At 59.4% G+C, this 14,669-nt stretch carries 16 protein-coding genes; 3 read left to right on the top strand and 13 right to left on the bottom strand.

All coding sequences use genetic code 11. From position 1 onward, the window contains the following. Positions 1 to 14 precede the first annotated feature (14 nt). Positions 15 to 1,187 carry a patatin-like phospholipase family protein gene (locus tag ACIPL2_RS17295; RefSeq protein WP_401358133.1) on the top strand — a complete coding sequence of 391 codons (1,173 nt, stop codon included), beginning with the start codon at positions 15 to 17 and terminating at the stop codon, positions 1,185 to 1,187. 91 nt (positions 1,188 to 1,278) lie between these two features. On the opposite strand, the gene ACIPL2_RS17290 is transcribed toward ACIPL2_RS17295, so the two are convergent. The 8 genes from ACIPL2_RS17290 to puuE all read right to left on the bottom strand — a co-directional run bounded on the left by ACIPL2_RS17290 (position 1,279) and on the right by puuE (position 9,466). Next, positions 1,279 to 2,064: an outer membrane protein OmpK gene (locus ACIPL2_RS17290; RefSeq protein ID WP_401358131.1), complete on the bottom strand. Its 786-nt coding sequence runs from the start codon at positions 2,062 to 2,064 to the stop codon at positions 1,279 to 1,281. A gap of 375 nt (positions 2,065 to 2,439) precedes the next feature. Further along, on the bottom strand, positions 2,440 to 3,225 hold the full coding sequence (locus ACIPL2_RS17285; RefSeq protein ID WP_401358130.1) for an outer membrane protein OmpK: 786 nt from the start codon (positions 3,223 to 3,225) through the stop codon (positions 2,440 to 2,442). A gap of 168 nt (positions 3,226 to 3,393) precedes the next feature. Continuing rightward, positions 3,394 to 4,746, bottom strand: coding sequence for a nucleobase:cation symporter-2 family protein (locus tag ACIPL2_RS17280; RefSeq protein ID WP_401358128.1), 1,353 nt, complete (start codon positions 4,744 to 4,746; stop codon positions 3,394 to 3,396). 190 nt (positions 4,747 to 4,936) lie between these two features. Next, a complete protein-coding gene (locus ACIPL2_RS17275) occupies positions 4,937 to 6,241 on the bottom strand; it encodes a urate hydroxylase PuuD (protein ID WP_401358126.1) in 1,305 nt (434 codons plus the stop codon). 51 nt (positions 6,242 to 6,292) lie between these two features. Continuing rightward, positions 6,293 to 6,796, bottom strand: a complete 504-nt coding sequence (locus tag ACIPL2_RS17270; protein WP_401358125.1) for an ureidoglycolate lyase — start codon at positions 6,794 to 6,796, stop codon at positions 6,293 to 6,295. A 147-nt stretch (positions 6,797 to 6,943) separates the two neighbouring features. Beyond that, complete coding sequence (alc, locus tag ACIPL2_RS17265) at positions 6,944 to 7,939, bottom strand: allantoicase (RefSeq protein ID WP_059404692.1); 996 nt, start codon at positions 7,937 to 7,939, stop codon at positions 6,944 to 6,946. 88 nt (positions 7,940 to 8,027) lie between these two features. Continuing rightward, entirely contained in the window at positions 8,028 to 8,543 is a 516-nt protein-coding gene (gene uraD / locus ACIPL2_RS17260) for a 2-oxo-4-hydroxy-4-carboxy-5-ureidoimidazoline decarboxylase (protein ID WP_401358123.1), read from the bottom strand. After that, on the bottom strand, positions 8,540 to 9,466 hold the full coding sequence (gene puuE, locus ACIPL2_RS17255) for an allantoinase PuuE (RefSeq protein WP_401358122.1): 927 nt from the start codon (positions 9,464 to 9,466) through the stop codon (positions 8,540 to 8,542). The genes uraD and puuE overlap by 4 nt, the downstream gene beginning before the upstream one ends. A gap of 165 nt (positions 9,467 to 9,631) precedes the next feature. Here puuE and ACIPL2_RS17250 point away from each other — a divergent pair, with 165 nt between their 5' ends. Both ACIPL2_RS17250 and uraH read left to right on the top strand, forming a co-directional pair. Further along, the gene (locus tag ACIPL2_RS17250; protein ID WP_401358120.1) at positions 9,632 to 9,847 is read left to right on the top strand and encodes a hypothetical protein; all 216 of its coding nucleotides are present in this window, start codon (positions 9,632 to 9,634) and stop codon (positions 9,845 to 9,847) included. A gap of 52 nt (positions 9,848 to 9,899) precedes the next feature. Beyond that, on the top strand, positions 9,900 to 10,253 hold the full coding sequence (gene uraH / locus ACIPL2_RS17245) for a hydroxyisourate hydrolase (RefSeq protein WP_010456673.1): 354 nt from the start codon (positions 9,900 to 9,902) through the stop codon (positions 10,251 to 10,253). Between the two features lie 203 nt (positions 10,254 to 10,456). Here uraH and ACIPL2_RS17240 read toward each other — a convergent pair whose 3' ends face one another. The 5 genes from ACIPL2_RS17240 to ACIPL2_RS17220 all read right to left on the bottom strand — a co-directional run bounded on the left by ACIPL2_RS17240 (position 10,457) and on the right by ACIPL2_RS17220 (position 14,643). Beyond that, a complete protein-coding gene (locus tag ACIPL2_RS17240; protein WP_401358118.1) occupies positions 10,457 to 11,083 on the bottom strand; it encodes a LysE family translocator in 627 nt (208 codons plus the stop codon). A 66-nt stretch (positions 11,084 to 11,149) separates the two neighbouring features. Further along, positions 11,150 to 12,499, bottom strand: coding sequence for an NCS2 family permease (locus tag ACIPL2_RS17235; protein WP_401358116.1), 1,350 nt, complete (start codon positions 12,497 to 12,499; stop codon positions 11,150 to 11,152). Positions 12,500 to 12,990: 491 nt separating this feature from the next. Beyond that, a complete protein-coding gene (locus tag ACIPL2_RS17230) occupies positions 12,991 to 13,362 on the bottom strand; it encodes a glutathione S-transferase N-terminal domain-containing protein (protein ID WP_401358115.1) in 372 nt (123 codons plus the stop codon). Between the two features lie 100 nt (positions 13,363 to 13,462). After that, positions 13,463 to 14,008, bottom strand: a complete 546-nt coding sequence (folE, locus tag ACIPL2_RS17225) for a GTP cyclohydrolase I FolE (protein WP_003204506.1) — start codon at positions 14,006 to 14,008, stop codon at positions 13,463 to 13,465. A 77-nt stretch (positions 14,009 to 14,085) separates the two neighbouring features. After that, positions 14,086 to 14,643 carry a Smr/MutS family protein gene (locus tag ACIPL2_RS17220; RefSeq protein WP_401358113.1) on the bottom strand — a complete coding sequence of 186 codons (558 nt, stop codon included), beginning with the start codon at positions 14,641 to 14,643 and terminating at the stop codon, positions 14,086 to 14,088. Between the last annotated feature and the right edge of the window lie 26 nt (positions 14,644 to 14,669).

The following is a 14,669-nucleotide window of genomic DNA, read 5'->3' as shown; positions in this document are numbered from 1 at the left end:
CATGGAGTGTTGCAATGAGTCCTGCGGAACCGGTTACAGGCTTGATTCTATCCGGTGGCGGGGCTCGGGCGGCCTATCAGGTGGGCGTGCTGGCGGCGATTGCCGAACTGCTGCCGGTGGGCGCCAGCAACCCGTTTCCGGTGATCGTCGGCACCTCGGCCGGGGCGATCAACGCGGTCAGCCTCGCCAGTGGGGCGCTGGACTTTCGTGGCGCGATCGAGCGCCTGACTGCCTTCTGGCAGGGTTTCCGCAGCCATCTGGTGTTGCGCAGTGATTGGCCGGGCGTGATCCATCAGGCCAGCCGCTTCGTCAGCCACAGCTTGCTGGGCATTGGCGCTCAGGTTCCGGTGGCCTTGCTCAACAGCTCGCCGCTGCGCGGGTTGCTCAACGACAAACTGCACATGACCGGCATTGCCGAAGCCATCGAGCAGAAGCAGTTGCAGGCTGTGGCGGTCACGGCGTTTGGTTATGAGTCCGGTCAGGCCGTCACCTTCTATCAGGGCGGCACCACCATCGATGCGTGGTTGCGTCATCGGCGGATTGGCGTGCCGACGCAATTGTCCGTCGAACATTTGCTCGCCAGTTCCGCCATTCCACTGCTGTTCGCCCCGGTGAAAATCGGCGAGGAGTATTTTGGCGACGGCGCAGTTCGCCAATCGGCCCCGATCAGCCCGGCCCTGCACCTGGGCGCCAGCCGCGTGCTGGTGGTGGGGGTCAGCGGCAATCCGCGGGGCGTCGACCCGGAACAACCGCTGCAACGCGCCTACACCGGTCAGCAGCCGACGCTGGCGCAGATCGGCGGGCACATGCTCAACAGTACGTTCATCGACAGCCTGGAAAGTGACATCGAGTTGCTGCAGCGTCTGAATCAGTTCAGCCATCTGCTGCCCGACGGCACGCCGACCCGCGCGCTTGGCGTGGCGCCGGTGGAGGTGTTGGTGATTTCGCCGAGTCAGCCGATCGATGAAATTGCCGCGCGGCATCGGCAGGAATTACCGGCGGCGTTGCGCCTGTTCCTGCGTGGGCCGGGGGCGACCAAGACCAGTGGGGCGGGGGTGCTGAGTTATCTGCTGTTCGAGGCGGGGTATTGCAGCGAGTTGATAGATCTGGGGCGGCGCGATGCGTTGGCCAAGCGCGGGGAGTTGTGTCGGTTTCTTGGGATAGCCGAGGCAGCGGTTATCGCTTGAGATTGGCGGTGCGGCTATCGCTAGCAGGCTAGCTCCCACATTGAAACGCGGTCACCTGTGGGAGCTAGCCTGCTAGCGATGCTTTTTTAAATCAGAAGTGCACCTTGACCAGGAAGCTGGTCACGCTCTGATCGGTCTTGAAGCCCTGGCTGTCTTCGATGCCGTATTTGTTTTTCCAGTAGTCATACTCGACACCGACGTACAACTGCTTTTCGCCCAGGTTCAGCGCCTTGCCCAGGTCGTATTTGACCTGTGGATTGAAGTGCAGGTTGGCGTGGTATTCGCCTTTTTTGTTGACGTCGTTATCGACCACCCAGTCCATGAAACCGTCGATCAGGATGTTCGAATCGCCCACCGGAACGGTGTAGGACCAGACCGGCGTGACCTGCCAGATATTGTCACCCGGACGGTCGCCTTCGGTGTGACGGTTGTAGAAGTTCAGCTGGAAGTAGTCAAAGCCCGGGATGGCCAGGTCGAAACCAGGACCGATCAGGTAGGACTCGGTATCGTCTTCGCCAAACTCGTAAGTCATGGCCAGCAGCACATCTTTGACCGGGCCGAATTCGAGTTTCTGGTCGAAGATTTTGCCGAACGACAAACGTGGGCTGATTTCACCGTAGTAGGTGTTTTCACCGGCGAAGGAATCTTCTTTGCCGTTGTAGAAGATCTTGTCGACGAACACGAAGTTGTCGCCGTATTTCCAGCCATCGGCGTGTTCGAAGGTCACCGTCTGTTGAATGCGCGGGTTGACCTGGAAATCCTTGCCATACAAGTAAGTCAGGCTGTTGTTCTGCCATTGCAGCAAGTCGCCAGCCATGGCCTGGCCCCCGGCCAGCAGTGATCCCGCCAGCATCAGGCTAGTGCACGTACGTTTCATTCGGTTGCTCCCAAAAAGTAGGTGGTTCCACGTTATTTTTTTAAGGTCGACGCTCTGGTGTGGCGCCTTTTTCTGTAGCGGTAAAAAATCATCCAATCGGTCAGCTTCAGTGCTGTTAGCAAGAGCTGCGCCAAGGCTTTTAAAAAACAAAAAAACTCCCGCTCGGCTGCTCGAAAGCAGTCGATTGAGGGAGGTTTTGGGGTGCCTTGGTACCGTCCAGTGCCGGGATAAGTTGGCTTTCTGGTCAGGAATTAAATCCGGGCTTTTTTTTAAAGCGGATTCAGGCGGCCGCGGAGAATACTGACTCCTTGGCCAGGTCTCAAGTGCCCCGCAACAGCGCACCGACGGCAGGTCTGGGGCACGGTTGCGGATCATCTAGAAATGCACCTTCACCAGCAGGCTGGTGGTGTTCTCGTTGGTGTCGAAGTTGGCGTTGTTTTCGATGCCGTATTTGTCTTTCCAGTAGCTGTATTCGACGCCGACATACACCTGCTTCTCCCGCCAGCCCAAAGCCTTGCCCAGGTCATATTTGATCTGCGGATTGAAGTGCAGGTTGGCGTGATACGTGCCGTTCGAGTTCTGGTCGTTATCCACGACCCAGTCGATGTAGCCGTCGATCAACAGGCTCGAGTTGCCCAAGGGCAGGGTGTAGGACCAGGCCGGCGTGATCTGCCAGACATCGTCGCCGGGACGCGAGCCTTCGGTCTGGCGATAGTAGACGTTCAAGGTGAAAAAGTTGAAACCGGGTACCGCGAGGTCGAAACCGGGGCCGATCAGATAGGCCTCGGTGTCGTCCTCGCCGTTCTCGTAGGTCATGGCCAGCAACACGTCCTTGATTGGGCCGAATTGGAAACGGCGGTCGAGGATTTTGCCGAAGGAGAGGCGCGGACTGAACTCGCCGTAATAGGCGTGAACGCCTTTGTTCCGATCCTTCTCGCCGTTGTAGTAGGTGCTGTCGACGAACAGGAAGTTGTCGCCGTACTTCCAGCGGTCGGCGTGCTCGAACGTCACCGTTTGCTGGATCGACGGATTGACCGCGAAGTCCTTGCCATACAGATAGCTCAGGCTGTTTGTTTGCCACAGCAATAAATCACCGGCCATGGCCTGGCTCGCGGCCAACAGGCCACCGCCCAACAGCATGTTTGTCTGTGTCCGAATCATCTGTTGCTCCCTCTTGTTTTTATTTTCAAGGCGCAGGAACCCCAGCCCCTGTAGGAGCGAGCCTGCTCGCGATGGTCGTCAACGATTACGCGTGTTATCTGGATACACGCGGTGTTTTCGGATTCATCGAGAGCAGGCTCGCTCCTACGGGGGTTGTGCGTTGCTGTCTTAGTGGGCGTGGCAGTCGTTGATCGCGGCGCGTTCGCGGCCACCGAGAATGTTGAACAGCAGGTTCAGCGACAGCGCACTCAACGTGGCCATGGCGATTCCGCTGTGGGTGATCGGGCTCATCCACAGCGGCAGATGGGCGAAGAATTCAGGCCGCACCACCGGGATCAATCCCATGCCGATGCTCACCGCCACCAGCAACTGGTTGCGACGGTCACCGATGTCGGCTTCCTGAAGAATCTTGATCCCGGTGGCGGCAACCATGCCGAACATCGCAATCGCCGCGCCGCCCAGTACCGCTGGCGGAATCGAAGCCACCAGGAACGCCGCTTTCGGCAGCAGGCTCAACACCACCAGCAAACCGCCGGCGACGATGGTCACTGAGCGGCAGCGCACGCCGGTCATCTGCACCAGGCCGATGTTCTGGGCGAACGAGGAGTGGGTGAAGGTGTTGAAGAAACCGGCGAAGAACGAGGCGCCGGCATCACACAGCAAGCCGCGCCGCAGCATGCGTGGGCAGACGTCCTGGCCGGTGATCTTGCCCAGTGCCAGGAACATTCCGGTGGACTCGACGAAGATAATCACCACCACCAGGCACATCGACAGAATCGGTGCCAGTTCAAACGTCGGCATGCCGAAATGCAGCGGGGTGACGATTTGCAGCCAGGGCGCCTGCGCCATGCCGCTGAGGTCGACCATGCCGATCAGGCCGCAGATCACGTAGCCCAGGCACATGCCGATCAGCACCGAAATATTCACCCAGAAGCCGCGCATGAAGCGATGGACCAGCAGAATGGTGGCCAGCACCAGCGCGGCGATGGCCAGGTAAATCGGTGAACCGAATTGAGTCGCACCGGCACCGCCGCCGGCCCAGTTCACGGCCACGGGGAACAGCGACAAACCGATCGAGGTGATGACCGTGCCTGTCACCAGAGGCGGGAAGAAGCGCACGACTTTGGACATGAACGGCGCGATGAGCATGCCGAAGAACCCGGCGGCGATGGTCGCGCCGAAGATTCCTTGCAGGCCGATGCCCGGCATGCCGGCCATGGCGACCATGCTGCCGACCGCAGCGAAACTGGCGCCCATCATCACCGGCATGCGAATGCCCATGGGGCCGATGCCCATCGATTGCACGATGGTGGCGATCCCGGCCACCAGCAGGTCGGCGTTGATCAGGAAGGCGATTTCTTCACGACTCAGGCCAGCGGCCTGTCCGATGATCAGCGGCACCGCGATGGCTCCGCCGTACATCAGCAGAACGTGTTGCAGGCCCACCAGGATCAGCTGCAAAAGGGGCAAGCGTTGAATTGCGGGTGCGTCGGGGATGCGCGCTTCGGATAGCTCGGACATGCAACACCTCGGATCTTTTTTATTCTTGTGATTTTTGCAGCACGCCATCTTGTGGGAGCGGGCTTGCTCGCGAAGAGGCCATTGGATTCAACATCACTGTTGACTGACCCGACGCTTTCGCGAGCAAGCCCGCTCCCACAGGGTATGTGTCGTACCTGTAGGTAGGGGTTGCCCGCGAAGCTTTTGCTATTTAATTGGTCGGAGCACCCTGAACAATCCACGCGCCGATCAGGTCACGTTCCTGCTGGGTCATCTGGGTGATGTTGCCCAGTGGCATGATCTGGCTGGTGACGGCCTGCGCCTGGATGCGCGCTGCGTTCTGGCGGATCTGCTCGGGGGTGTCGAACATCACACCGGCCGGGGCCGCGCTGAACAACGGGCTGGTCGGTTTGGCCGAATGGCACACCGCGCAACGTTCCTGAATCACGCTGTGTACTTTGTCGAAACCAGGGCCGGCGTTGGACGCTTGCGCCGGTGCGGCAGCAGGCGCTTCCGCAGGTTTTGCTTCAGCCGGTTTCAAGCCACCACCCAAGGCCGTTTCCGGCAACGGCTGGTACTCGATGGTGCCAGGCGCCTTCGCCACTTCAGGTGCGCCAGGCATCTGCGCCGGGCCAGTCACGTAAGCCAGGCAGATCATGCCCACTGCCGCAACGGGCAAGGTCCAGGCGAACTTGTGGCTGTCATGACGGGTGTTGAAGTAGTGACGCACCAACACCGCCAGCACCGCGATCCCGGCCAGGATCAGCCAGTTGTATTGGCTGCCGTAGGTGCTCGGGAAGTGGTTGCTGATCATGATGAACAGCACCGGCAAGGTGAAGTAGTTGTTGTGCCGCGAACGCAGCAAGCCTTTGGCCGGCAGTGCCGGATCGGGCGTGCGGTTCTCGGCAATCGCCGCCACCAGTGCGCGCTGCGCCGGCATGATGATGCGGAACACGTTGCCGACCATGATGGTGCCGATGATCGCGCCGACGTGCAGATAAGCACCGCGACCGCTGAACACTTTGCTGAAGCCGTAGGCGGCGCCGATGATCAGCACGAACAGGATGAAGCCGAGCAGGGCAGGGCGTTTGCCCAGGGCCGAGTCGCAGAGGAAGGAGTAGACGAACCAGCCGACGAACAACGAGGCGATGCCCAGGGCAACCCCTTCAGGGCCGGTCAGGCTGCTGCCCGGTGCCAGCAGGTACAGCGTCGGGTTGGAGTAGAACACCACGCACAGCAGCGCGATCCCCGACATCCAGGTGAAGTAGGCTTCCCATTTGAACCAGTGCAGGTTGTCCGGCATGGTCGGTGGGGCCAGTTTGTATTTTTCCAGGTGGTAGATACCGCCGCCGTGGATCGCCCACAAATCGCCCGCCAGACCGCTTTTCGGATTGACCCGATTGAGGTTGTTTTCCAGCCAGACGAAGTAGAACGATGCGCCGATCCAGGCCACACCAGTAATCATATGAACCCAGCGCACGCTCAGGTTCAGCCATTCCAACAGATGTGCTTCCACAGTCTTTACCTCTCGCCCGTCACTCTTGTTGTCGAGTGATCGGACCTTCTCTTATTGGTGGGGGGCAAGGATCAAACGCTCATCCTCTTTGAAAAAATGCTCATCGCAGTTATTGCCTGTGCCACTGCGATCAACCACCAGGAAGTCATCCCGCTTTTCGATCGTCAGCACCGGATGGTGCCAAACGCCGCGATGGTAATTAATGCCCTGCCTGCCGTTGGTGACGAAGGCGCGGACCAAGCCTGATACAGGTTCATCGCCAAGTGGCGCGACCACGATCAGAAAGGGGTTGCCGAGCAGCGGAATGAACGCCTGGCTGCCCAGCGGGTGACGCTCCAGCATGCTCACGGTCAGCGGCATGTCCTGCGCGTCGGCGCGGAAGATGCTGATGATCGCGTTATCTTCTGGCGTGGCGGTTTCCACCGTCGCCAGTTTATGAAAGCGCAGGGTCGAACCGTTGTTGATCATGAAGTGATCGCTGCCGTCGGTTTCGATCACGTCACCGAAAGGGGCGAAGGCTTCTTTGGTCAGCGGTTCAATCGTCAGTGTGCGCATGCTGTTCTTCTTAATCTGTGTTGATGTTGATGATTCTTTGTAGGAGCGAGCTTGCTCGCGATGGTCGTCAACGATAACGCGTGCATCCAGGATGAACGCGGTGTCCTTGAGTTTTTCGCGAGCAAGCTCGCTCCTACAGGCTCAGCATTACTTAGCGACCTTGCCCAATACCCGCAGGCGGCTCACACCGCCGTCCGGGAACACGTTCAGGCGGATGTGGGTGATCGGGCCCAGCGCCTTGATCTGCTCGGCGAAGGTGTGTTCGGCGTGCATTTCCAGTTTCTGCGCCGGCAGCAGTTCGCGCCAGAACAACGATTGGGTTTCGATCTGGCTGTCGGTGCCGCCCTTCACGAACGCGCCCTGGATCGAGCACGTGTCCGGGTAGTTGCCCTTGAAGTGCAGGGTGTCGACGATGACTTTCTCGATCTCGCCGGCATGACCCAGCGCGACGATCACCCAGTCATTGCCCGGCGTCCGACGACGCGCGGTTTCCCAGCCGTCGCCCATGTTGATGCCACGGCCCGGGTTGAGGATGTTGCTCATGCGACCGAAGTGTTCGTCGGAGCAGGCGAGGGCGCGGCCACCGTTCAGGGCTGCAGCCAAATCGACTTGCTCGTTGTCACCCACAGCGGACCAGTCGCGGAACGGAATACCGTAGACACGCAGACGGGCCACGCCACCGTCCGGGTAGATGTTGAAACGCAGGTGACTGAACGCCTGGTCGTTGCTGATTTCGTGGTAGTGATGGCTGTTGCCTTGCAACTCGACGGCGGACAGCACTTCAGTCCACTGGGTGTTGTCGTCCGGCTCGCCCGACGCGAGGAAGCAGGCTTCCAGCGAAGCCGACGGCGGGAAGTTGCCGGTGAAGAATGAAGTGTCGATGTCCACGCCTTTGATCGAACCCGGTACACCCAGGCGGATCACAGCGCTGTCGTAGCCTTCGAAGCGCTTGCGGCGCGACTCCCAGCCGTCCATCCACTTGCCGTTGTCATCGAACACGCCCTCCTTCCACACCGCCGGGGTCGGCTGGAACAGGCGGTTGGCATCAGCGAACCAGTCATCGGTGACCGAGATGATTTTGGTGCCCAGGCGGGCGTCGGCCAGGTTGACGAACTTCTCGAAAGGTACGGCGTAAGCTTTCATTCTTCTTGTCTGCCTTTAATAAGTTGGCTTGGGATGCTTGCAGTGCCCTGGGCGATGTATGCGTTCAATGTCGCTCGGGCAAGGCTCGCTATAGGGTCAGTAAACGGAACAGGGCGATCTTGTTGATCTCCGCCAGCGCGCACTTGAATTCGGTTTCTGCCGAGTTGTGAATGCGCGTTTCGAACGCCGCGAGGATCTGATGCCGGTTGCTGCCTTTTACCGCCATGATGAAGGGAAACTTGAACTTGGCTTTGTAGGCGTCGTTCAGCTCGGTGAAGCGTTGAAACTCTTCGGCCGTGCATTGGTGAATACCGGCGCCAGCCTGTTCATTCGTGCTGGCTTCGGTGAGTTGGCCCTGGACGGCCGCACGGCCTGCCAGGTCCGGGTGAGCGTTGATCAGGGCCAATTGGCTTTGATGATCGGCGCTCAACAGGATGTCGCTCATGCGCTGGTGCAAGGTTTCGATCTGGTCGATCGAAGCGTCCTGGCCCAGGTCGAAGGCCTTCTCGGCCACCCATGGCGAATGTTCGTAGATGTCGGCGAAGGCTTTGACGAAGGCGTCGCGGCTCAAGGTCGAGGGTTTCAAGGTTTGAAAGGCGCTCATTTCGCGGCCCCTTGGTACGGGTGGGTTTCGTGCCAGTGGCGAGCGATGTCGACGCGACGGCTGAACCACACCTGTTCATGACTTCTAGCGTATTCGATAAAGCGCTTGAGCGAGGCCAGGCGCGCCGGACGGCCGATCAGGCGGCAGTGCAGACCGATCGACAGCATCTTCGGCGCTTCGGCACCTTCGGCGTACAGCACGTCGAACGCGTCTTTGAGGTACTCGAAGAAATCGTCACCCTTGTTGAAACCCTGGACCTGGGTGAAGCGCATGTCGTTGGTGTCCAGGGTGTACGGGATCACCAGGTGCGGCTTGCCGGTCGGGTTGTTCGGTTCCCAGTAGGGCAGGTCGTCGTCGTAGGTGTCGCAGTCGTAGAGGAAACCGCCTTCTTCCATCACCAACCGACGGGTGTTCGGGCCGGTGCGGCCGGTGTACCAGCCCAGTGGGCGTTCGCCGGTGATTTCGGTGAGGACGCGGATCGCTTCGAGCATGTGCTCGCGTTCCTGCGCTTCATCCATGTACTGGTAGTCGATCCAGCGGTAGCCGTGGCTGCAGATCTCGTGGCCGGCATCGACCATCGCGCGGATCACGTCCGGGTGGCGCTGGGCGGCCATGGCCACGGCGAAGATGGTCAGCGGAATGTCGAATTCCTTGAACAGTTTCAGAATCCGCCAGACGCCGGCACGGCTGCCATACTCGTAAAGGGATTCCATGCTCATGTTGCGCGCGCCTTGCAGCGGCTGCGCCGAGACCATCTCCGAAAGGAAGGCTTCGGATTCTTTATCGCCGTGCAGGATATTGCGCTCGCCGCCTTCTTCGTAATTGAGCACGAAGGACAAGGCAATGCGGGCATTGCCCGGCCAGTGTGGGTGAGGAGGGTTACTGCCGTAACCGATCAGGTCGCGTGGGTAGTCAGCGCTCACTGCAGTCTTCCTTCTTATTCGTGTTGACGGTGTGTGTGAGCGGCCTGGCGATGAGATCCAAGGCTGGCGTCACAGCGATGGGCTGATTGTATACAACTTTATATTCACTTTGTAAGCCTGAATTTTTGCATTTTTCGTTAACGGTCATCTTTCCCTGCTATTCGCATGAACCTGCAAGAAACCTGCCTGACTGGTCAGCTAATGGTTGCAGGGTTCAATCACTGGGCGGTTTGCTGGGAAATCGCAGGGGAATCCGTGGATGGAAAGGGCGGGCAGAAAAATGTCGTTTTTATTGTGTACAATTTTTTTGAAAAGTGTCTTAATCAATCGCTCGCCGCAGCGTTTCGTGCTCCGAAACGGTGCGGTCTCCTTTTCAACTGACTTCGGGAGGCGCGAGGTCTGACTGCTCCACGCAGGCAGGCGCGCAGAATCAATGGGACGTTTGACTACACACGTTTTAGACGCTGCACACGGTTGCCCGGGCAGCTCGATCAAGGTCGAGTTGTACCGCGTTGAAGGTTCGCAACTGGAACTGGTCGCCAGCGCGATCACCAACAGCGATGGCCGTGTCGATGCACCGCTGCTGCAAGGCGATGACTACCGCTCCGGGGTCTATCAGGTTCAGTTTCATGCGGGCGATTACTACCGCGCCCGTGGCGTTCAGCTGCCGGAACCGGCGTTCCTGGACGTGGTGGTGCTGCGTTTTGGCATCTCTGCGGAACAGGATCACTACCATGTACCGCTGCTGATTTCGCCGTACAGCTATTCCACGTACCGCGGCAGCTGATCCCCCAAGCAGCTGCCTCAACCTGGAAGCGACTGCGCATAGAGCTTCTTTGGTCTTTTGCCCGCTCACACTGCGGGCTTTTTTTTGTCTGTTGCAAGTGTGGTGTCCGGGAGGGCCCCTTCGCGGGCAAGCCTCGCTCCTACAGGATTTATGCCGCCGGAGCGACTCAAAACCTGTAGGAGCGAGGCTTGCCCGCGAAGCTCTTAACGGCTCAGCAATGATGCCGCGCCCGCACCACTGAACAACCCCGCACTCACCCGGTTAAACCAACTCTGCCCCTTGCCACTGCGCAGATACCGCGCCGCACCATGCGCGCCCAGCCCATACGCCAACTTGCACAGCAAATCGAGCACCGTCCAGGTCGCGATCATCACCAGCAATTGCGGCAGGAACGGCTGCTCGGCGCTCAAGAACTGCGGCAGAAACGCGGCGAAGAACAAGATGTCTTTCGGGTTACTCGCGCCCAACACAAAGGCGCGTCCAAACAGTGCGCGAAAGCGCGGCACCGGCGCAGCCTGGGGCACTTCGGCGCCCACCGAAGGCAGGCGCGATTGCTGCCAGCTCTGCCAGGCGAGGTAGAACAGGTACAGCGCACCGACGATTTTCAGCGCGCTGAACAGCTGTTCCGACGCCAGCAACAACGCGCCCAAGCCCAGCGCCGAGGCACTGAGCAAGCAGATCGAGGCAATCACGCCCCCCAGAAACGCCGGATAAGAACGGCGCAAACCGTAATTCAGACTGTTGCTGATCATCAGCAAAGACAGGGGCCCCGGGATCAGGATCACCACCAGCGCAGCGCCGCTGAACAGCAGCCAGGTTTCCAGACTCATCACTTTCCTCCATTTGTGCAAAAGCCCCACCCGACAGGGGTGAGGCTGTTTTGAAACGTCTACCGCTTACAAGAAAATGAACTTGGCAATGAAGATCGCGCAGAGCACCCACAGACTGACGGAAATTTCCTTGTGCTTACCGGTGAAGGCCTTCAGCACCACGTAAGTGATAAAGCCCAGCGCGATGCCGTCGGCGACCGAGAAGGTCAGGGGCATCATGATCGCGGTCACGATGGCCGGAATGCTGTCGGTGGCTTCGTCCCATTCGATGTGCTTCATGCCGCCCATCATCAGCATCGCCACATAAATCAGCGCACCGGCGGTTGCGTAAGCGGGGATCATGCCCGCCAGCGGTGCGAAAAACATGGCTGCAATAAATAGCACACCTACGGTCACTGCGGTAAGACCAGTCCGACCACCCGCGGCGACACCGGCGGCACTTTCCACGTAGCTGGTCACCGGCGGAACACCGACCATCGCCCCGAATACGCTGGAAGCACTGTCGGCTTTCATGGCGCGGGAAAGGTTTTCGATCCGCCCGTCAGCGTTCACCAGGTTGGCGCGCTGGGCGACGCCCATCAGGGTGCCCGCGGTGTCGAACATGTGCACAAAGAGGAAGGCCAATACCACGCTGATCATGCTGACGTTGAACACACCGGCGATGTTCATCGCCATCCAGGTCGGTGCCAGGCTCGGCGGGGCCGACATGATGCCCTCGTAGTGGACGAGGCCCAGGCCCCAGCCGGCGAGGGTCACGGTGATGATGCTGATGAGGATCGCACCGAACACTTTGTGGTAGCTGAGCACGGCGATCATCAGGAAGCAGATGGCTGCGAGCAATGGGCCAGGCTCGCGCAGGGAACCGAGTTTGATCAAGGTGGCCGGGCTATCGACGACGATGCCCGCGGTTTTCAAGCCGATCAGCCCGAGGAACAGGCCCACGCCGGCGCCCATGGCGAAGCGCAGACTTACCGGAATACTGTTGAGCAGCCATTCACGGATCCGCGAGAACGTCAGGATCATGAACAACACACCGGACACAAATACCGCACCGAGGGCGGTTTCCCAGTTGTAGCCCATGGTGCCGACCACGGTGTAAGTGAAGAAAGCGTTCAAGCCCATGCCCGGCGCCAGGCCGACCGGCCAGTTGGCGTACAGGCCCATCAACAGGCAACCCAGCGCGGCGGCGATGCAGGTGGCGACGAACGCGGCACCGTGATCGATCCCGGCGTCGGCCATGATGTTGGGGTTGACGAAGATGATGTAGGCCATGGTGATAAAGGTTGTCAGACCGGCAATCAGCTCGGTCTTCACCGTGGTGCCATGCAAGGTGAGTTTGAAGATGCGCTCCAGCCAGCCATTGCGTATCGGCGGCGAGAGTTCCAGCGTCGGGGCTTCGGATTTGCGGCTTTCCACAGCGAGTACTCCTCAAGAGTTTTATTGTTATTTCCAGGGCCGGACCCATGAGGGTGGCAGCGGCCCTTTGAGGCACTTGCGAATTTGTTGACCGCTTGGTCAGGAACTCGCACGAAGTGGATTATGCTTTTGTATACAAATAAAGCAAATAATGTTTTTGATTTTGTAGACGAAAAGTTTGGCAATAGGGATATATCGCCTTCGCGGGCAAGCCTCGCTCCTACAAGAGTCGCGCATTACCCTGTAGGAGCGAGGCTTGCCCGCGAAGACTGACTCAAGGTCACAGAGTCTGTTGGTTCTCCCCCAGAACAAGATTGGCGGCCTGAGAGCAGAAACAAAAAAACCGGCGCAAGGGCCGGTTTATTTTTGTCTGGGATTTGTGGTGTCTGGGCGGACGTCTTCGCGGGCAAGCCTCGCTCCTACAGGTATTCGCTATCCTTGTAGGAGCGAGGCTTGCCCGCGAAGGGGCCCTCAATCACACCACAAAACCATCAGGCCGCCGCAAACCGCTTATCCAGGTAATCAATAATCACCTTGGACTCATACATCCACGTGGTCTGCCCATTCTCTTCGATGCGCAGGCACGGCACCTTGATCTTGCCACCCTGTTCCAGCAGCGCCTGGCGGTCCTGCTCGTTGTTCTTCGCATCGCACAACGCCACCGGCACGTTCAAACGGCGCAGGGTGCGGCGGGTTTTCACGCAGAACGGGCAGGCGTGAAACTGATACAGGGTCAGGTCCTTGGCGGCCGTATTGACCTTGGCCTGAGCCTCGGCCGGGCGCTGCTTCTTGCCGGGGCGGGTGATGAAGTCGATGAAGATGATCAGTTGGCCAAGGCCGACACGAAGCGCTTTTACGAACACGGTATAAGCCTCACGGGGCGAAAGAAGGCGCGCAGCTTACCTGATTTTTCACCGACGAAAAAAAACCGGCGATGAGTGCCGGTTTTCTTCGTGGCGCATTTTACTTGATCAGGCTGAGAAACTCGCTGCGGGTCGCCGCGTTTTCGCGGAACTCACCGAGCATCACCGAGGTGATCATCGACGAATTCTGTTTCTCGACACCGCGCATCATCATGCACATGTGCTTGGCCTCGATCACCACCGCAACGCCCAGGGCGCCGGTGACTTGCTGGACCGCATCGGCGATCTGGCGGCTGAGGTTTTCCTGGATCTGCAGGCGACGGGCGTACATATCGACGATCCGCGCGACTTTCGACAGCCCCAACACCTTGCCGCTCGGGATGTAGGCGACGTGGGCCTTGCCGATGAACGGCAACAGGTGGTGTTCGCACAGCGAGTAGAGCTCGATGTCCTTCACCAGCACCATTTCGCTGTTATCGGAGCTGAACAAGGCACCGTTGGTGACTTCTTCCAGCGTCTGTTCATAACCGCGGCAGAGGTACTGCATGGCTTTGGCGGCACGTTTTGGCGTGTCGAGCAGGCCCTCGCGGGAGACGTCCTCGCCCAGTTGGCCGAGAATCGCGGTGTAATTCTGTTCCAGGGACATGAAACTACCTGTGGGATTTTACGCAAAGGGCAAGGGTACGGTGGCGGACACGGCGCTGCAAGCGTGAAGCGACAGCTTTACTCGTCGCGGCCTTCCATCATGGTTCGTTTAAGCATCACATAAACAGCGCCGGCGCCGCCGTGTCTGGCCTGGCACGAAGTGAAGCCGAGCACTTGGGAATGCTGGCGCAGCCAGGTGTTGACGTGGCTTTTGATCATCGGGCGCTTGCCGTCCAGACGCACGGCTTTGCCGTGGGTGACGCGCACGCAGCGGATTTCGAATTTGGTCGCTTCGGCCAGAAAGGCCCAGAGGGTTTCCCGGGCCTTTTCCATGTTCATGCCATGCAGGTCCAGGCTGCCTTCGAACGGAATCTGTCCGATCTTGAGCTTGCGCATCTGGCTTTCCTGAACACCGTCGCGTGCCCACATCAGCTCGTCTTCCGGGCCGACGTCGATCACGAATTGATCGGACAGGCCGTCAACGGTGGTGGCATCGGTGCGTACGGTGGCGGCCTGACGCAGTTTGGCGATCTGCGCGCGGTCAGCTTTGGGTTTGCCGGTTTCGGCGCGATCGTGCTTGATCGGCTTGACGCCTTGGATCGCGCTTTTGAACAGGGAAAAATCGTCGTCTTGCATGTCAGCCTCCGCGAAGGGCGGCCAGT

It is taken from the genome of Pseudomonas sp. NPDC086251, from assembly GCF_044746405.1.
Lineage (GTDB): Bacteria > Pseudomonadota > Gammaproteobacteria > Pseudomonadales > Pseudomonadaceae > Aquipseudomonas.
Note: the sequence above shows the minus strand (reverse complement) of the source record. Positions and strands in the feature narration are given on the sequence as shown.